Below are 18854 nucleotides of genomic sequence, written 5' to 3' on the forward strand. Positions count from 1 at the left end.
GAATCGTTCCTGCACATGTCATTTTGTTGCAACATTCTTTTCGCCCACGATGCGCTGCAGTTCCTCAAAGAAAAGCGGATGCCCTGACGTATACAGCCTGCGTGGAGCCGCCAGCTTCTGTTTTGTGTCCTCCAGATAGAAGATCACCGGCATATCACCGTCAAAAATCTCCAGCAGATTGACCACCTTGGCGTACTCCGGGCTGGTGCGGGAGGGCAGCCGGACGTAGAGCCGCCGGGCAGCATCCCGCATCTGATTGGGGCGGTTGTCCTGCGGCCTGGCGGGGTTATAGCCCTCAATGGGCGAAATACTCTCGGCGACCAGGCGGGCAGGTTCATCCTCTCGGATAGACAGGCGGCCCTCAATGACCACGACCGCGTTATCGTGCAGCACGTCCCGGAATGTTTCCAGTGTACGCGGGAACACGATGACCTCCATGGTGCCGGTCAGATCCTCTACGCTGGTATAGGCCATCATGCTGTTGGTCTTTGTTGTCACCATTTTGCTCTTGACAATGGTGCAGACGATGCGGACATGGCTATTGTCCGGCACATTGGCATCCTCGCCGGTCAGAGCTTTGATGGTGTGGGTGGCAAACTGAGCTGACTGCTCCCGGTAGGCATCCAGCGGATGACCGGAAAGGTACAGGCCGCTGACCTCTTTCTCCTGTTGGAGCAGCTCGGCGTGGGTATACTCAGGGCAGGGCTTGATCTCATAGCTGTCGGCGGCAGACGTATTGTCCATGCCGCTCATCATCGAGAAGAGGTCGATCTGACCATCCAGATTCTTCCGGCTGTCACTCTCGATGCTCTTGAGCACGCCCTCAGTTGCTTCGACCAGACTGCGGCGGTTGGAGCCGAGATTATCAAAGGCACCGGCCTTGATGAGGCTTTCCACAGTGCGGCGGTTCAGCTCGGTACCATGCATCCGTTTGCAGAAATCGTACAGGCTGGTATAAGGCTTTTCCTGCCGCTCCTCTACGGAGCGCTCGATCAGCCGGGTACCGACATTTTTTACGGCGTTCAGGCCAAACCGGATCCGACCGCTGTCCTCTGCAGTAAAGCCGCTGCCCGAGATATTGATATCCGGCGGCAGGACCTTGATCCCCAGCCGGGCGCACTCGCCGGAATACTCAATGACCTTGCCGGTGTTGTCCAGGACACTGGTCAGCAGCGCAGCCATAAACTCGCTGGGGTAATGGCACTTGAGGTAGGCTGTCTGGAATGCCACATAGGCATAACAGGCGGCATGGCTCTTGTTGAAGGCGTAGGACGCAAAGCTGGACATCTCATCGTAAATTTCGTTTGCAACCTTTTCCGAGATGCCGTTTGCCACACAGCCCGGGCACTCGTTGCCGGGGTCTGTGCAGCCGTGGACAAAATGTTCCCGCTCTGCCTCCATCACAGCGTGTTTCTTCTTGCTCATGGCACGGCGGACATTATCTGCCTGCCCGAACGAAAAGCCTGCCAGCTCCCGGAAGATCTGCATGACCTGTTCCTGATAGACGATGCAGCCATTGGTCACATCCAGAATGTGGGCCAGCTGCGGGGTCTTATAGCTGATTTTGTCCGGTTCATGGCGGTTGCGCAGGTAGGTCGGGATGGAATCCATCGGGCCGGGGCGGTACAGGCTGATCAGAGCGATGACATCTTCCAAATTCTGCGGCTGCAGGCCCACCAGCACCTGCTTCATACCCGAAGATTCAAGCTGGAACACACCTTCGGTCTCACCCCGGGAGAGCATTTTGTAGGTCTCAGGATCGTCATAATCCAGCTTGGCGATGGAGAAATCCGGTTCTTTTTTCTGAATGGCCAGCTCCGCATCCCGGATGACCGTCAGGGTGCGCAGACCGAGGAAGTCCATCTTCAGCAGGCCCAGCTCCTCGATCTCCGTCATGTTGAACTGGGTCACGGGCAGGCCATCGTTGGTGGCAAGGGGCAGATAATAATCCGTTGGTTCCGGGGTAATCACAACACCGGCTGCATGGGTAGAAGCGTGGCGGGGCATTCCCTCCACCTTCATGGCAGTGTCGAGCAGTTCCGTCACCTTCGGGTCCGTTTCATACATCCGCCTGAGCTCCGGTGAGACCTCCAACGCATGTTTGATGGTCATTTTGAGCTCCGCCGGGACCTGCTTTGCTACTACATCCACTTCCTGATACGGCATTCCCATCACACGGCCCACATCGCGGATCGCATTGCGGGCAGCCATGGTGCCAAAGGTAACGATCTGGGCTACATGGTCAGCGCCATACTTGCGGTTGACGTAGTCGATCACTTCCTGGCGGCGCTCGTAGCAGAAGTCCACGTCGAAATCGGGCATACTGACACGTTCCGGGTTCAGAAAGCGCTCAAAGATCAGGTTATAGCGGATGGGGTCAATGTCAGTGATGCCCACGCTGTATGCTGCGATACTGCCCGCACCGGAGCCACGGCCCGGGCCCACCGGGATCCCCTGGCTCTTGGCATAGTTGACGTAATCCCAGACGATAAGGTAATAGTTGGTATAGCCCATCGTCTTGATGACACTGATCTCGTAGTTCAGGCGGTCTTTGTTGGCCTGCGGCACATTGGAACCGTAGCGGCGCTCCAGACCCTCCCAGCAGAGCTTTTCAAAGAACGCCTGGTTGTCCATGCCGCCGGGGGCCTTATAATACGGAATTTTGGTGTTACCAAACTCAAAATCAAAATTGCACTGGTCGGCAATGATCTGTGTGTTGGCACAGGCATCTGGCACCATGGCAAACAGATCGTACATCTCATCCGTTGTTTTAACGTAGAATTCGTCGGTCTGGAACTCCATACGGTCGGCATCCTGCATGGTTTTTCCGGTCTGGATGCAGAGCAGGATCGCCTGCATCTTGGCATCCTCCTTGCGCAGGTAGTGGGAGTCGTTGGTGGCTGCCATGGGGATGCCGGTCTCCCGTGCCAGCTTGATGAGCTGGGGCAGCACAATGTTATCCTCTTCCAGCCCGTGATCCTGCAATTCAATGTAGTAATTGCCCTCGCCAAAGAGGTCGCGATACCACAGGGCAGAAGCCTTGGCGCGCTCGTAATCGCCGGACAGGATCGCCTGCGGGATCTCACCCGCCAGGCAGGCAGACAGGCAGATGAGACCTTCGTGGTATTGCTCCAGCAGCTGCTTATCCACACGCGGCTTGGAGTAGAAGCCCTCGATAAAGGCAGCAGAAACCAGCTTGGCAAGGTTTTTATAGCCTGTCTCGTTCTTGCACAACAGAATCAGATGATTGTTTCCATCGATCTTGTTCACCTTATCAAAGCGGGTGCGGGTGGCCACATAGACCTCACAGCCGATGATGGGCTTGATGCCCGCCTTTTTGGCTGCCTTGTAAAACTGCACACAGCCGTACATCACACCGTGGTCGGTGCAGGCAATGGCAGTCTGGCCGCACTCCTTCACCCGATCCATCAGCTGGTCGATGCGGCAGGCACCGTCCAGCAGGCTGTATTCTGTATGGATATGGAGGTGGACGAAGTCTCTTCCCTGCTTATTGCCCTCACTGGGTTCGATCATTTCGTTTCCTCCTTTTCCGCGTTTTCTTCCAATCGTCTGCGCAGATCCTCTGCCAGCGCTTCCAGCTTCTTCATCCGGTGCGAAAGCCCCGATTTGCTCACGGGCGGGTCAAAGCAGGCACACAGAGCTGTCAGGGACAAGTCCGGATTTTCCATTCGCATGGCCGCGGCCTGCTGCAAGACCTCGGGCAGTGTTTCCAGCGCACCCTGCTCCTGCAAAAAACGGATTGCACGGGTGGTCTGGGCATTGGCCCGGGCCGTTTTGCCCAGATTTGCGGTATCACAATTGGTCTGACGGTTGATCTGGTTGCGCAGCTGCTTGACTGCCTTCTGGGCATTCATCCGGGCTGAAGCTTCTGCCGCTCCCATAAACGCAAGGATGCGCTCCACGCTGGCGCTGCTTTTGACGTAAATCAGGTTTACGCCGTTGCGGCGGGTACGGTGGGGCGCAAATTCATGCTCAGCAAGCAGGGCCTCAAAATCCTTTGCAAGGTTGGTGCGACCGGTCAGAAATTCCAGATTATACTCCTTCTGTGGGTCCGTCACAGTGCCGCCGCACAGGAACGCCGTGCTGATATAGGCGCTCACGCAGGTCTGGCACCGGATGAGCCCCGGGTCGATCTGCAAGCTTGTCTCGCTGCCCGTGGTGCCGAACAGCTCGTGCATCCGGCGCACCTGCTCCGGTTCCCGGATGCCGAACTCATACACCACACCGCTGGGGCGGGGCTTTTCCAGCACCGTACCCTGCACGCCGCAGCGGGCAAACAGCTGTTCGGCCACACGGGCGGTCAACTCCTGCTCAGTCTGCAGCACAAGGCCCCGTGCATCAAAATATTTGGCAAAGCAGGCGATGCCATAGGCTGCCGCCCGCACACAGCAATCCTTTTGCAGCTGCAAACTGCGCTGTGCGATTTCTTCCCGTGCCTGGGATGCAAAACTCATGTCACTCTCATTTCTGTTCTCACGGGCTCTGCCGGGTCAGCGCGCCGCATCACGGTGCTGAATGCCGGTCTGATAGCCCAGTTGTTTGCAATATTCCGCGATTTTCCGCGCAAAGGTGATTGAGCGGTGCTTGCCGCCCGTGCAGCCCACCGCAATGGTCAGCTGGCTTTTCCCCTCCTTGACATAGAGGGGCAGCGCATACTCCAGAAAACCTTCGTACCGGCGCAGCAGTTCCTTTGCCTCCGGGTGGCCCATGACAAAATCCACCACTTCCTCATCCAGCCCCGTTTTATGCTTGAGCTCCGGGATATAGAAAGGGTTGGGCAGGCAGCGGACATCCAGCACCAGGTTCGCATCCTCTGGGATGCCGAACTTGAAGCCGAAGGACATCACGGTGAGCCGCATTGCTGCCTTTGCCCCGCCATCTGGCGCAAACAGATTACAAATGCGCTCCTTGTTCTGGGCCGTGGAGAGAAACTCCGTATTGATGGTGTAGTCTGCCCGTTCCCGGAAGGGCTGCAGAATCTGTCGTTCCTTTGCCAGCGCTTCCCGGGTGGAAATGCCCTCGGCAATGCTGATGGGATGGCGGCGGCGGGTCTCACTGTAACGGCGCATCAGAACATCATCCGGGGCATCGATGAATAAGATCTCGTACTCGATGCCCTGCTCATCCAGCTGGTGCAGCGCCTGTTCGATCTGCTCGCTGGTGTGGCAGCCGCGCACATCCATGGAGAGCGCCACCCGCTTGAGCTGGTTGTCACCTGCCTTGGAGAACGCCGTGATGCTGGGCAGAAGCTCTGCCGGAACATTGTCGATACAAAAAAAGCCGATATCCTCCAGTGCGTTCATCGCAACCGATTTTCCCGCACCGGAAAGCCCGCTGACGATCAGAAGATCCATACCATTTTCCCTCTTATGCCTTCACCACTCGAATTTCCTTTTCCAGGTCGTACCCGGTCTTTTCCTTTACGATCGCCCGCACCTCATCGCACAGGGCCAGCACATCGGCGCAGGTCGCGCCGCCCAGATTCACCACAAAGCCGCAGTGCTTCTCGCTGACGGCAGCACCGCCGTGGCGATAGCCCCGCAGGCCGCACTGGTCGATGAGGGCAGCCGCAAACGCTCCCACCGGCCGCTTGAAGGTGCTGCCGGCGCTGGGCTTATCCAGCGGCTGCTTATCGACGCGCTTCTGCATCAGCTCATCCATCCGGGCCTTGATGGCTGCCGAATCTCCACGCTTCAGGTGGAACTTTGCGCTCAGGATGCAGCCGCCGTTTTCCTCAAAGATGCTGTGCCGGTAGGAGAGGTCGAGGTTTGCGGCATCTTCTGTCACGATCTCGCCTTCTCTGGTCAGATACGTCACAGAAACCAGCACGTCTTTCATCTCTCCGCCGTAGGCACCAGCATTCATATAAACTGCACCGCCCACTGTGCCGGGGATGCCATAAGCAAATTCCAGGCCGGTCAGGCTGCTGTCCAGCGCCGCCTTACACAGAGCAGAAAGCTTCAAGCCCGCGCCAGCGATGACTGCATCGTAGACTGCCCCCGGCTCTGCACCCGGATGGCTGACGTTTTCCAGAAAACCGATTCCCATTTTCAGAGCCGTGGTATCCACGACCACGCCCCGGTAGCCCGCATCCTCAAACAGGATGTTGCTGCCGTTGCCCAGTAGGTAATATTTTACATCGCACGCTTTGCACAGTGCGATCACACGGCAGAGCTGTTCCTCCGTCTCCGGCTGGACAAAAACATCCGCCGGGCCGCCGATTTTAAAGGTGCAGTGGGCAGCAAGGGATTCGTTTTCGACAAAGCGGATCTCCTCCGCCTGCAGCTGTTGTTTCAATCGTTCCATAAAACAGGATTCCTTTATCTGTAATCTTCATTCAACGGTGCCGTCCAGACCCAGACGGATCAGCAGCTCCTTGGCGGCATTATAGCCCATCCGCTTCTGGCGGTTGTTGATGGCGGCGGTTTCCAGCACAACGGCCAGGTTGCGTCCCGGGGAGACCGGGATGCTGGTGCTGGGGATATTCACGCCCAAAATCTCGTAATATTCGCTCTCCAGTCCGGTGCGCTGATAGTTCTTGGTGGGGTCCCATGCTTCCAGCTGGACCACAAGATCCAGGCTCTCGCTCTCCTTGACCGCACCCACGCCGAACACACGGGCCACATTGACGATGCCGATGCCGCGCAGCTCGATAAAATGGCGGATGTTCTCCGGAGCCGTGCCCATGATCTGGCGGTTAGAGACCTTGCGCAGCTCCACCGCGTCGTCCGCCACCAAACGGTGGCCGCGCTTGACCAGCTCAATGGCCAGCTCACTCTTGCCGATGCCGCTGTCGCCCAGGATCAGGATCCCTTCACCATACACCTCCACCAGCACGCCGTGGCGGGTGATGCGGGGTGCCAGCTCCAGATTCAGCACGCTGATCAGACTGCCCATCAGGGTGCAGGTCATCTCATTGGAGCGGAGCAGGGCCACCCCGTGCTTCTGAGCCAGTTCCAGCATCTCGGGAAATGGTTCCAGTTCCTCACTGCGGCAGACGATGACAGCCGGGGGCTGCTGGCTGAACAGCTGGTCCAGCCGCTCGTACCGCTTCTCGGCAGAAAGGCCGGAGAGGAAGTTCATCTCGGCCAGACCCAGGATCTGCAGCCGGAGCTTATCAAAGTAATCATAGTATCCGGCAAGGAACAGGCCCGGGCGGTTGACCTCCGCAATCTCGACATTGATCTCTTCCAGCCCTTTCGGGGTGTAGACCACATCCAGACTGACCTTTTCCGTCAGCTTCTTCAGCGAAACATTGAAATTCGCCATCGTTCTTCCTCCTGCACAAATGTTTCCTCTCCCTGCCCGGCAGCACACCGGGTACGGGGCACGCTTTTTCTTTCCCTTATTATAAACGAGATGGTTTCGGATTACAATGATTCTGCCGGAAAATCTTCATTCCGGAGCCTGCATCCCGTTGCATCCTCCCTCATATCCCTTTATAATAGAGATGGTGCATCCCTGCACTGGGAAACAGTCATTCACTTTACACGCTTTTTACATTCTCTGGATTTCCGATTTTACATTCAGGCTCTATACTCATAAATAGGAGAACATTCCGTCAAATAAACGTGTCAAACAAAGCGAGGAACTTCAAATGACTGTTTTTAATGTATTTTCCCTGCTGGGCGGCCTGGCCTTGTTCCTGTTCGGTATGGACATCATGGGCAAGGCGCTGGAAAAGCAGGCCGGCGGCCAGCTGCAAAAGATCCTGAGCAAGCTGACTGACAACCCGCTCAAGGGCTTTTTCCTGGGTCTGTGCGTCACCGCCGTGATCCAGAGCTCCAGCGCCACCACCGTTATGGTGGTTGGCTTTGTCAACAGCGGCATCATGGAGCTGCATCAGGCCATCGGCGTTATCATGGGCAGCAATGTGGGCACCACGGTCACCAGCTGGATCCTGAGCCTTTCCGGTCTGCAGGGCGACAGCTTCCTGATCAATATGCTCAAGCCCACCTCCTTCAGCCCGGTGCTGGCTTTTATCGGCATCCTTCTGTACATGGGCAAAAGCGAAAAGCGCAAGGGTGTTGGCACCATTCTGATCGGCTTTGCTGTGCTGATGACCGGTATGACCACCATGTCCAATGCTGTGCTTCCCCTGCAAAACGAGGCGTGGTTCACCAGCCTGTTTATCCGCTTCTCCAATCCTTTGCTGGGCGTTCTGGTGGGGGCCGTTGTCACCGGCATCATCCAGAGCTCCAGCGCCAGCGTTGGTATTCTGCAGGCACTGAGCGCCACCGGTGTCATCACCTACGGCAGTGCCATCCCCATCATCATGGGTCAGAACATCGGCACTTGCGTCACCGCGCTGATCTCCTCTGTGGGTGCCAACAAGAATGCCCGCCGCGCCGCCATGGTGCACCTGTACTTTAACATCATCGGTGTTACCCTGTTCCTGGCTATTTTCTATGGTGCAAACCTGCTGCTTGACTTTGCCTTTGTCAATGAGACAGTCACTGCCTGGGGCATTGCCGTGGTCCACTCCATCTTCAACCTGACGGCCACCGCTGTTCTGCTGCCCTTTGCAAATGGGCTGGAAAAGCTGGCCATCCTCACCATTCCGGACAATGCCGAAAAAGAGAGCTTTGCTCTGCTGGATGAGCGCCTGCTGAACACTCCCGCCGTGGCTGTGGAGCGTGCCCGCGCCGCCACTGCAGACATGGCCGAGCTGGCCCGTGTGGGCGTGGTACAGGCCATGAGCCTGACCCACAAGTGGGACGATTCCCTTGCCCAGAAGGTGCGGGAGGAAGAGGAAAAGGTGGACAAATATGAGGATGCACTGGGCACCTATCTCGTCAAGCTGTCCAGCCGTGAAATGAGTCACTCCGACAGCCAGAGTGTGAACACCTTGCTCCACACCATCAGCGATTTTGAACGCATCAGCGATCACTCTGTAAATGTTCTGAGCTCCGCCGAAGAGATCCACGCCAAGAGCATTGAGTTTTCCAAGGATGCACAGGAGGAGCTGCAGGTGCTGGAGGGAGCCGTGCAGGATGTGCTGAGCCGCACCACCGACGCATTCCGCAAAGGCGATCTGCACCTGGCCGGCAAGGTCGAGCCGCTGGAGACCGTTGTGGATGAACTGGTGCGTGCCATCAAGGCCCGCCATGTGGCCCGCCTGCAGACCGGCAGCTGTTCCATTGAGTATGGTTTTGTTCTGGAAGATCTGCTGACCAACTACGAGCGTGTCTGCGACCACTGCAGCAATGTGGCTGTTGCCCAGATCGAGGTGGCACAGGACAGCTTTGATACCCACGCTTATCTGAACGACCTGCGCTACGGCAACGAGACCAAGGAAAGCGAACAGTTCCAGCGCCGTCTGGATCGTTACCGTGAGCGCTATCTCTTCCCTGACAGCGACACTGCACCCGCAGCCGCAAAGGAGGAACCCAACAAATGATCTACATTGTAGAGGACGATGCCGCCATCCGCGAGCTGGAGCAATATGCACTGCAATCCAGCGGATACGAAGTGCAGAGCTTTGAAAACTCTGAGCCTTTCTGGCAGGCCATGCGCACCGCAGAGCCTGAGCTGGTCATTCTGGATGTGATGCTGCCCGGTGAGGACGGTTTCTCCATCCTGAAAAAGCTCCGCAATACCCCTGCCCTGCGCCGCCTGCCCATCATCATGGTCACAGCAAAATCCAGCGAGCTGGATACCGTGCGCGGGCTGGACTGCGGTGCAGATGATTACATCACTAAGCCTTTTGGCATCATGGAATTTCTGAGCCGGGTGCGGGCCGCCCTGCGCCGCTCTGCCCCCGAGGAGAAGCAGAATGTTTATGCCTTCCATGAGATCCTGCTGGACAATGCCCGCCACAGCGTGACTGTGAACGGCACCCATGTTGACCTGACTTACAAGGAATACAGTCTGCTGCGCCTGCTGCTAGAAAACACGAACCTTGTCGTGACCCGCGAGACCATTCTGCAGGTGGTATGGGGCACCGATATTTCTGTTGAAAGCCGCACCGTGGATATGCACATTCGCACCCTGCGCAAAAAGCTGGGGGACGCGGGCAGATATATCTGCACCGTGCGCAAGGTCGGCTACAAGCTGGCCGACAGTGAGGAGGGCGAGGAAGAATGAAACCGCAGAGCATGGAAGAAAAAATCAGTTACCGGCTGTTTTTCATGGGCTTCGTCGGTCTGGTCTGCACCGCCGTGCTCTGTCTCTTCGTTTTTCACAAAGCGTTCCGGGAACAGGCGTGGACTTCACTGGAGCATCAGGCCGATCTGGTTTCCGCCGGATACGAGCAGCTTTCCTCTCCGGATCAGCTCTCCGTGTTCGTCAACGGAGACCTGCGCATTACCCTGATTGCAGCAGATGGCAGTGTGGTGTTCGAATCCGCCACTGACCAGCAGATGGAAAATCACCTGTCCCGCCCGGAGATCCAGCAGGCCATGCGGGAGGGTGTAGGCCGTAACTGCCGCGATTCCCAGACCATGGGGTACGAGACCTACTATTACGCTATGCTGCTGCCCGGCGGCGATATCCTGCGTGTGGCCCAGGATTCCGAGACCATCTGGTCGATCTACGACGCGGCCCTGCCCGCCATCATCCTGAGCTGCATTTTGATGATGGGTGCCGCAGCGCTGATTGCCGGGCTGCTGACCCGCAGTCTTGTCCAGCCCATTCTGAAAATGACGGATGACCTCGAGCACATTCAGGAAAACGTTCCCTACCGGGAACTCATCCCCTTTGCTGAGAGCATCCACTCTGATCGGCTGCTGCGGGAAAACAACGAGAAAATGCGGCAGGATTTCACGGCCAACGTCAGCCACGAGCTGAAAACGCCCCTGACCAGTATTTCCGGCTATGCGGAACTCATTGAGACCGGCATTGCCAAACCCGACGATGTGCCCGAGTTTGGCCGGAAGATCCATGTAGAAGCCAGCCGGATGATCCAGCTGGTGAACGATATTCTGCAGCTGTCGCACCTGGACAGCGTCAGCGAGACCCATGCACAGCCCGACATGGAAACGGTCGATCTGCTGGACGTGGCCAAGGAATGTGTGGAACGCCAGAAGCTGAACGCACAGCGCTCCTTCATCTCCCTGACCTATCTGGGCGAGAGCGCCAAAGTACTTGGCAACCGGGATCAGCTGGATGAGCTGTGCCAGAACCTGTGCGACAACGCCATCCGCTACAATCGACCAGGCGGCAAGGTCCAGCTCATCACCTCCTGCACCCGGGACGGCCATTGTACCCTGACCGTCAAGGATAACGGCATCGGCATTCCGAAAGATGCGCAATCCAGCGTGTTCGAACGCTTCTACCGGGTAGATAAGAGCCGGAGCAAGGCCACTGGCGGCACCGGTCTGGGGCTGGCTATTGTCAAGCACATTGCCCGCATCCACAACGCCCGCGTCAAGCTGGAAAGCGAAGTAAATGTTGGCACCACCATCACCGTCGTTTTTGAGACCGCCCACTAAAACTGCAAAAAGCTCACGTCTGCCTGCACCTGCGGGCAGACGTTTTTTGTTGTCAGCGCTTCTCGCCCTGTTCCCTGCTTCAGCGCCCGGACTGCTCCCAGAGAGAGCAGATCATACCCGTTTTCCCAGCAGCGCTGAACGGTCTGCACGCAGAGCTGCGCCAGCGCCGCACACTGTGCTGCTGTGGGCAGAGCGGTGCCCGCCCTGCGCTGGCCGGTCAGGGTCACGGCAAAGCCATCTTCTACAGCTTCCACCGATACCACACAGCGCCGGAACGTCACCTGCCCGCTACCCAGCGGAAAAGTATGTTCTCCGCTCTGACCCAGCAGCAATTGTGCCATCTGGCTCTCTGCCGGGGTGAGCCGGGTGTTCCCTGTTTCGGTGAGCAGAAGCATTTTCTCCGCATTCTCAATGGCACCATCCGTCAGGATAAGCACCGGGGCCAAAAGAGCGTTCCGGCTCTCGTATAGACGCGGAGCCTGCGGTGCGGCTTCCTTCACGGCCTGCAAAAGTCGTTCCGGGAACAGTTCGTTTTCTCCGTCTGCTGCGGCCAGTTCTTCTCCGGAAAGATCCATGCAGAGGACCCGGGCAGACAAGCCCTGCACCGGCTCCTCTTTCAACACGGTCTCCGCCTGTCGAATGGTTTTTAAAGTTGTTTCGGCATTCAAAAGCAGATACTCGCACAGCCGGTAACTTGCCTTACGGGGCAGGCCGCGCTCGGCTTCAGTCAGAGCCGTTTGCAGGGTGTTTCCCTGCCCCGTGCAGAGCTGCACCTGTGCGGCGGCATCAGAAGCATCGGCGGCGGCTTCCGGAAACTGGTAGAGCAGACCCACCATCCAACTCTGCACCGCCACCGTGGGCGGGGTAAGAATCAAGGCACGCACCATGCTTTTTTCGGTGTTCTCTGCCCGCAAAAATACCCCGCACCAGAGCACCAGCACCCCTGCCGCCAGCCACCGGAGGGCACGCTGTTGGCCCGTCATGCGTTTTCCTCCGCAGGCGTGGCCCTGCCCCACATCCGCCCGGCCAATTGACGCACCACCTGCACCAGCACGCAGAACCGGAACATTGCCGCTGCCAACCAGACCAGCAGCACAAGGGCATCAAACCGGGAGATGCTGCCCAGCCTGCCCGCCCGCAAAAGCTCGATGCCGGGCAGGGCATTCCCCGCCCCAAACACCAGTTCCGTGCAGAGCGCAAAGCTGCCAGCCAGTAAAAAGGCTTTCACCGGAAGCCAGACAGCGCACCGCACCTGCTTTGCCGGGCAGAACAGCGGTAGGGCGAAGTATTCCGGATACAGAGGCAAAGTGAGCGTTACTGGCTCGGTGGGCAGCATCAACTTTTCCCAGTGGAACTGGCCATTCAGCCCCAGCAGGCAGAGCAAACCCGCCAGCGCCGCCGCCCAGCACAGGATCGGCGCACAACGGGCCAGTACGGCAGGTTCCAGTTTCCATCCTGCCCAGAGCAGCAGCGGGAGAAGCCCCAGCATGGCCATGGAAGAAAAATTCTCCCAGCAAAGCTCCTGCGCCTGACGGAAGGTCTCCACAGCCTCCCAGACAAACCAGAGTCCCAGCCCGCCGCAGACTACCCGGGAACGCAAGTCTGTACCCCAAAAACTGTCTGCACGCTGCTCTGCCCCGGCTGTCAGGGCGGTGATCAGAACCAGCGCCAGTGTCATGGGCAGGCCGCGCAGCAGAAAACTGCGGGCTGTTATAGGCGCACCCGTCTGTAACACGCACAGAGCGAACTCTGCTGTGAGCACACTCAAGGTCAATGTTTTTTCAGAGAAACAGGATCGTTCCAACTTCAACCACCTCGTTTTTGCCAAATGGTAAAGGGCCGCCGGGAAAGTTTTGGGTAGCTGCGCCGGGTCACACCGTCCGGCGAGAGCGACACTTCAGGGAAGATGACATCCCGCAGGTAGGGCACACCCAGCGCCGAGACCCGGGTCAGCCCGAATAACACGCCCAGTGCGCAGGCGGCAAGTCCCACCGGGCCAGCCACCCCTGCTGCCAGCAGCACCACCAGCCGCAGAACAGTTGCCACCTCATACAGCGAGGGCGTGACGAACACCGCAATGGACGCAGCAGCGGCGGTCAGGATGACCGGTGTGCTCATCAGTCCGGCGGCAATGGCGGCATCCCCGATGATGAGGGCCGCGATCAGGCTGACGGAGTGCCCCAGGGTCTGGGGCATCCGCAGGCCAGCCTCCCGGATGATTTCCAGCATCAGGATCACCAGCAGCATTTCTCCGAACAACGGCAGCGGCGTAGCCTGCTCGGCGGCCTCGATTTTGAACAGCAGCTGGGGCGGCAGGAGTTCTGGCAGGTAGACCGCCCAGCAAACGAACACGCCCGGTAGGAAAATGCTCAGGTAGAACGAGATATATTTCAGCACCCGCAGAAAGGATGCAAAATAGGCCGTTCCTGCATAGTCATCCAGGCATTCAAAGTTTTCGCAGAACAGGGTGGGCAGGATCAGCGCTGAGGGGCTGCCATTGACCAGAATGACGAATTTCCCCTCCTGCAGCTTTGCCGCTGCCACAATAGGCCGTTCGGTATAGCGCACAGGAGCAAAGGTGCGGATCTTACAGGGAAAGAGCCATGGCACAAAGTAGCCGGAATCCAAAAGCAGCTGCGGCCTGGCCCGCTGCAAGGTCTGCCGCACCTTTTGCACCGCTTTTGGGTCTGCCGTATCCCGGCAGTAACAGAGAGCATACTCCGTTTTCATCTCACAATCGGCTTGACCGATCTCAATGACCAGAGCATCATTGCGGAAGCACCGCCGCAGCAGGCTGGTATTCACCCGGAGCAGATCCGCAAAGCCTTCCCGGGAGCCGCGGAGATTTCCCTCCCCTGCCGGTTCATCCACCGAGCGGGCGTTCAGGCTCTGCACCGAAAAGGCGATGCCTTTTGCGCATCCGTCCAGCAATAGCACTGCCATGCCCGCCGTCAGCCGCCGGATCAGGGTATCCCAGTTCTCCACAGGGGCAGGCTCTGCGGGCAGTGCGGAGTGCTCAAACAACAGTACAAACACCTGTTCCCCGGTCAGCTGTTCTGCCGGGCCGGGCGGTGTGCGGCGGCTGGCGGCATCCAGCAGCAGCTGCCACAGCCCTTTCAGGCTGGCCATTCCATCAAACAGAACGATAGCTCCTTTGCAGTGGTAAAGCTCAAGCTCCTTCGCATAAAAATCTGCCGATCGGCCAAACCTAGCGTTGAGCTCCGCAAGATTTGCCGCCAGATGGCTGGAAAGCTGTTCCATTTTGCCGCCCCCTTTCTGGTAGCTTGTCCGCCGGGGCGGCGGTTATACGCTGGGAGGTGTTCCGGTTTGAAACTCTTGATTTTCCGTACCATCCTGATCTATCTCTGCGTCCTGTTTGCCATGCGGCTGATGGGCAAACGTCAGCTGGGGGAACTACAGCCTGAGGAACTGGTATCCACCATCCTCATCTCCAATCTGGCTTCCATCTCCATTGAATCTGAAGAAGTACCGGTCACAGCCAGCCTGATCCCCCTCTTTCTCATTGCGGCGCTGGAGCTTCTGGGATCGATTCTCAGTTTCAGAAGCCAGCGCTTTTTTAACCTGATGTCCGGGCGGCCCAAAACGGTCATCCTGAACGGTGAGATCGATCAGAACGCCCTGCGCACCCTGCGGCTGACTGCCGCCGATCTGATGGAGGCGCTGCGCGGCAAAGATGTGTTCGACCCCCGAGATGTCTCCTATGCGGTCGTGGAGACCAACGGCAGTCTCTCGGTGGCTCTGCGCCCGGAAAAGGAACCGGCCACCCTCGCCGACCTTGGGGCAAGGGTACAGCGGGCACAGGCCACCATTCCCTTTGTGCTGGATGGTCAGGTGCTTGCCGAAAACCTGACCACCTGCGGCAAGGATGCTGCCTGGCTGGAACGCACCGCACAGGCCAACAGCCTGCTTCTGGAGGAGATCCTGATCCTGGCGGGCAACGATACCGAGGATTATTTTCTGCTGAAAAAGGAGCCTCGTCAAACGGCGGGGCTCCGGCAAGGGGGTGCGGCATGAAACGTATTTATGTCTGCATTGGCATCGTAGTCCTGCTGCTGGCGGCAGCCTTTTACAGCAGCTTCCGGGTGCAGCAATTCGCCGAGGATATCTCCGATGACATCGACACCGCCATGGAGGATATCCGGAACAGCGATCTGACCGGTGCGCGGCAGGCACTGGCCGAAGGAGCCGAGCTCTGCGACACCATGCGGGAGGGCATGAACCACCTGCTCCGCACGCAGGATTTCACGGAGCTGGAAGCCGCCCTGCGCGCCGCCGATGGCCATCTGGAACTGAATGCACCTGAGGAAGCCTTCGGGGAACTGCGCCGGGCGCAGGTTCAGGTAGAGACCCTGGCCTGGCTCTCTCATCGTATTCTTTGAGGGTATTTGTACTGAGCTGAACAGTTGAGGTGAGCACAACAAAAAGCCAGGCTTTCTCGTGAAGTTCACGAAAAAGTCTGGCTTTTAACGCTGGAACCTTAGTTTTTCTCTTTGCGGTCGCCCATCAGCTTTTTCAGCTCCGTGAAAAAGCTCTCGACATCGGCAAACTGCTGGTAAACCGAAGCAAAGCGGACATAGGCCACTTCATCGATCTTTTTCAGCTCCTGCATGGTCAGTTCACCAATGCGTACACTGGATACCTCGCGGTCATAGGAGCTCATCAGGCTTTGCTCAATGCTGCTGACAGCCCGTTCCAGTGCATCGTAGCTCACCGGGCGCTTGGCGCAGGCCCGCAGCATTGCGTTGAGCAGCTTCTGACGATCAAAAGGCTCACGGGAGTTATCCTTTTTGATGACGATCAGCGGGACGGTCTCCACCACTTCATAGGTCGTAAACCGCATGCGGCAGCGCAGACACTCACGGCGGCGGCGGATCCGCTCACCGTCTTCGGTCGGGCGGGAATCGATGACCTTGGATTCCTCATCGCCGCAATAGGGACATTTCATAAATCGTTCCTCCTGATGTTGGTTCTTGGCCTGTCGGGCAAAACACGGTCAGGCTTTTTTGGTTTCAGCCTTTTTGCTCTTGCGGTCGTTCCACAGCACCCAGGCGGAGGTGGAAACACAGAGCGAGGTATACACGCCGCTCAGCATACCCATCATCAGCGGGAAGGCAAAGGTAAAGATGCTGTCCAGACCGTACAGCTTGGAGACCACGCACATCACACCCAGTGCCATTACAGTGGTCACCGTAGTAATGATGGTACGGCGGGCAGACTGGTTGACCGAGTGGTTGACCAGCTCCTCGAACGGGGTCTTTTTCCCCATCAGGGCACGGTTCTCGCGGATGCGGTCATAGACCACAACCGTATCGTTGATCGAGTAGCCCAGAATGGTCAGCATGGCGGCAATAAAGTTGCCATCCAGCGGGGTGCGCAGCAGCACAAAGGTGCCAAACACCACCATCAGGTCGTTCAACAGGGCCAGCACAGCCATCAGGCCGCCGGTCAGGCCGCCGATCTTCTTGAAACGGAAGCCGATATACAGCAGGATGAGCAGCAGGGAGAACACCACAGCCACCAGACTCTTCTGCAGGAACTTGGTGCCCATGGCAGCGCTGACATTGCTCAGGGACAGCTGGGCAAAGGCATTGTCCGGGTACTGTTCGTTCAGGGAGGTCAGCAGATTCTCCACCTGATCGGTGGTCACGGTCTCGTTGCCGGGCATGGAAATCTTCAGGGTCTGCTCCCCGGTGGCGACATTCTCGCCGGTCTGCAGGGTCAGGCCATTGTTTTCCAGTGCGGTGGAGGCGGTCTTCTGAACTTCGGAGGTGCTGATCTCACCTTGATAGCTCAGGGTGATCATGGCACCGCCCGTAAACTCCGTATCCAGCCGGACACCGAACACTGCAGCACACAGGATGATTGCCGCCATCAGGCAGGTGGAGATGGTCAGGAAGCGCTTGCGCAGGCCCACAAAGTCGATGGGCTTCTTTTCCTTGACTTCCTTGCCGGGCTTGACAGCACCATAGAGCCAGGGATTCCGCAGGGCCTTGATGGAAGCTGCACCGCGGATCATCATACGGGTGGCAAACACGCCGAACACAAAGTTCAGCAGAACGCCGGTCAGCAGCGTGTAGCCAAAGGCGTAGATAGTGCCTGCGGTGGAGGGCCCAAAGGCGAAGAACACGAAGTGCAGGGCCTTGGCGAACAGGCCGTCCGAGGGGCCGAAGGCACCCATCAGCACGATCGCCACAATGACGATGGTCACGTTGCCATCAATGATAGGGGTCAGGCCGCGGGCAAAGCCGCTCTTGAGCGCGCCATCCAGAGATTTGCCGTTGTTCAGCTCCTCCTTGATGCGTTCGGCGGTGATGACGTTGGCATCCACGCCCATACCAATGGCCAGGATGATACCTGCGATGCCGGGCAGAGTCAGGGTAAAGCTCTCAAACACCGGGAAATAGCCGGAGACGAAAGCCAACGTTGCCGCCACCTGACCGGCCAGTGCAATGCAGGCCAGGAAGCCGGGCAGACGATACAGCAGAGTCATCAGCACCACGATGAGGGCATAGGCAATGAGTCCGGCCAGCACCATGGCGCTCAGGCTGTTCTCGCCCAGGCTGGGGCTGACGGTGGAATAGCTGTCCACAGTCAGGGCAAAAGGCAGTGCACCGGAATTGATCTGGCGGGCCATCTTGACCACGTCCTCCTGCGTGAAGGGATTGGACGCGGAACTGGTGATGATGGCGGCACCATCGGTAATGGCCGCATTGACCGTTGCGGTGCTCACGTTCTGATCATCCAGCCAGATGCTGATGGTTCCACTGCTCTGGTAGAGCTCCGTGGTGGCATCCCCAAAGGCCTTGGCACCCTCGTCGTTGAACTTGAGGGCCACATAATATTCGGATGTACTGCCGCTCACCGGGCCGTACTGAGCAGCGGCGCTCTCAACCATGGAGCCGTCCAGGATCAGTTCACCGTCTGCACTGCTCCCCTTGCGGAAGGTCAGGTAGGCGGTGCTGCCGATCTCTTCAATGGCGGCTTCGGGGTCAAAATCGGTCTCGCCGGACTGCCACGGAAACTCCAGGATCAGGCGGTCGGAGTCATAATCCACATACAGCTCGTAGTCGGTCACGTTCAGGCCGACCAGACGATTCTCGATAACCAGCTGGGCAGCGTCCAGCTGATCATCGGTGGCATCGTAGTTGTCCGAGGGGGCAAACGTTACGTTGACACCGCCCTTGATATCCACGCCAAAGCGGATATCCTGCGCTCCCTTGATGTAGGTCTTGGTCACATCACCGTACTTGACTGCCACACCAAAGAATGCCGTGTAGACAAACGCGGCGATCAGGAGCACTGTGACAACAAGCTGCCATGCTTTGCCTTTCGTCTTCATAAAAAACAGGAAACCTCCAAAATATAATAAACCTCCGCCGC

15 protein-coding genes are annotated in these 18854 nt (G+C 57.9%); 5 read left to right on the forward strand and 10 right to left on the reverse strand.

What is annotated here, in order from left to right; genetic code table 11:
* Positions 1-18 precede the first annotated feature (18 nt).
* Genes P0G09_RS03305 through hprK form a run of 5 tightly spaced genes read right to left on the reverse strand, consistent with a single transcriptional unit; the run spans position 19 to position 7290 of the window.
* Positions 19-3534 (reverse strand): DNA polymerase III subunit alpha, encoded by a 3516-nt coding sequence (locus P0G09_RS03305; protein WP_275251915.1) that lies wholly within the window; start codon positions 3532-3534, stop codon positions 19-21.
* Complete coding sequence (gene whiA / locus P0G09_RS03310) at positions 3531-4475, reverse strand: DNA-binding protein WhiA (RefSeq protein WP_275251916.1); 945 nt, start codon at positions 4473-4475, stop codon at positions 3531-3533. Before whiA ends, P0G09_RS03305 begins: the two co-directional genes overlap by 4 nt.
* A 36-nt stretch (positions 4476-4511) precedes the next feature.
* Entirely contained in the window at positions 4512-5375 is an 864-nt protein-coding gene (gene rapZ / locus P0G09_RS03315; RefSeq protein WP_097771147.1) for an RNase adapter RapZ, read from the reverse strand.
* Between the two features lie 13 nt (positions 5376-5388).
* On the reverse strand, positions 5389-6327 hold the full coding sequence (murB, locus tag P0G09_RS03320; protein WP_275251917.1) for a UDP-N-acetylmuramate dehydrogenase: 939 nt from the start codon (positions 6325-6327) through the stop codon (positions 5389-5391).
* A 27-nt stretch (positions 6328-6354) separates the two neighbouring features.
* Positions 6355-7290: an HPr(Ser) kinase/phosphatase gene (gene hprK, locus P0G09_RS03325; protein ID WP_097771149.1), complete on the reverse strand. Its 936-nt coding sequence runs from the start codon at positions 7288-7290 to the stop codon at positions 6355-6357.
* Positions 7291-7618: 328 nt separating this feature from the next.
* Here hprK and P0G09_RS03330 point away from each other — a divergent pair, with 328 nt between their 5' ends.
* The 3 genes from P0G09_RS03330 to P0G09_RS03340 are packed head-to-tail and all read left to right on the forward strand — an operon-like array spanning position 7619 to position 11453.
* Complete coding sequence (locus P0G09_RS03330) at positions 7619-9421, forward strand: Na/Pi cotransporter family protein (RefSeq protein ID WP_275251918.1); 1803 nt, start codon at positions 7619-7621, stop codon at positions 9419-9421.
* Entirely contained in the window at positions 9418-10107 is a 690-nt protein-coding gene (locus tag P0G09_RS03335) for a response regulator transcription factor (RefSeq protein WP_275251919.1), read from the forward strand. Before P0G09_RS03330 ends, P0G09_RS03335 begins: the two co-directional genes overlap by 4 nt.
* Positions 10104-11453, forward strand: coding sequence for an ATP-binding protein (locus tag P0G09_RS03340; RefSeq protein WP_275251920.1), 1350 nt, complete (start codon positions 10104-10106; stop codon positions 11451-11453). The genes P0G09_RS03335 and P0G09_RS03340 overlap by 4 nt, the downstream gene beginning before the upstream one ends.
* Here P0G09_RS03340 and P0G09_RS03345 read toward each other — a convergent pair.
* Genes P0G09_RS03345 through P0G09_RS03355 form a run of 3 tightly spaced genes read right to left on the reverse strand, consistent with a single transcriptional unit; the run spans position 11450 to position 14714 of the window.
* Positions 11450-12436, reverse strand: a complete 987-nt coding sequence (locus P0G09_RS03345) for a hypothetical protein (protein WP_275251921.1) — start codon at positions 12434-12436, stop codon at positions 11450-11452. The two genes, P0G09_RS03340 and P0G09_RS03345, sit on opposite strands and share 4 nt — an antisense overlap.
* Complete coding sequence (locus P0G09_RS03350) at positions 12433-13257, reverse strand: hypothetical protein (RefSeq protein WP_275251922.1); 825 nt, start codon at positions 13255-13257, stop codon at positions 12433-12435. The genes P0G09_RS03345 and P0G09_RS03350 overlap by 4 nt, the downstream gene beginning before the upstream one ends.
* 2 nt (positions 13258-13259) lie before the next feature.
* Positions 13260-14714 carry a spore germination protein gene (locus tag P0G09_RS03355; RefSeq protein WP_275251923.1) on the reverse strand — a complete coding sequence of 485 codons (1455 nt, stop codon included), beginning with the start codon at positions 14712-14714 and terminating at the stop codon, positions 13260-13262.
* 66 nt (positions 14715-14780) lie between these two features.
* Here P0G09_RS03355 and P0G09_RS03360 point away from each other — a divergent pair, with 66 nt between their 5' ends.
* Positions 14781-15488, forward strand: a complete 708-nt coding sequence (locus tag P0G09_RS03360) for a DUF421 domain-containing protein (protein ID WP_097771948.1) — start codon at positions 14781-14783, stop codon at positions 15486-15488.
* Positions 15485-15853 carry a DUF4363 family protein gene (locus P0G09_RS03365; RefSeq protein ID WP_005934332.1) on the forward strand — a complete coding sequence of 123 codons (369 nt, stop codon included), beginning with the start codon at positions 15485-15487 and terminating at the stop codon, positions 15851-15853. Before P0G09_RS03360 ends, P0G09_RS03365 begins: the two co-directional genes overlap by 4 nt.
* Positions 15854-15951: 98 nt before the next feature.
* Here the strand turns inward: P0G09_RS03365 and nrdR are convergent, their stop codons facing one another.
* On the reverse strand, positions 15952-16419 hold the full coding sequence (gene nrdR, locus P0G09_RS03370; RefSeq protein WP_005934334.1) for a transcriptional regulator NrdR: 468 nt from the start codon (positions 16417-16419) through the stop codon (positions 15952-15954).
* A gap of 48 nt (positions 16420-16467) precedes the next feature.
* Positions 16468-18813: a protein translocase subunit SecF gene (gene secF, locus P0G09_RS03375; RefSeq protein WP_275251924.1), complete on the reverse strand. Its 2346-nt coding sequence runs from the start codon at positions 18811-18813 to the stop codon at positions 16468-16470.
* Between the last annotated feature and the right edge of the window lie 41 nt (positions 18814-18854).

Source organism: Faecalibacterium sp. DFI.5.82 (genome assembly GCF_029076575.1).
In the GTDB taxonomy this organism is placed as follows: domain Bacteria; phylum Bacillota; class Clostridia; order Oscillospirales; family Ruminococcaceae; genus Faecalibacterium; species Faecalibacterium duncaniae.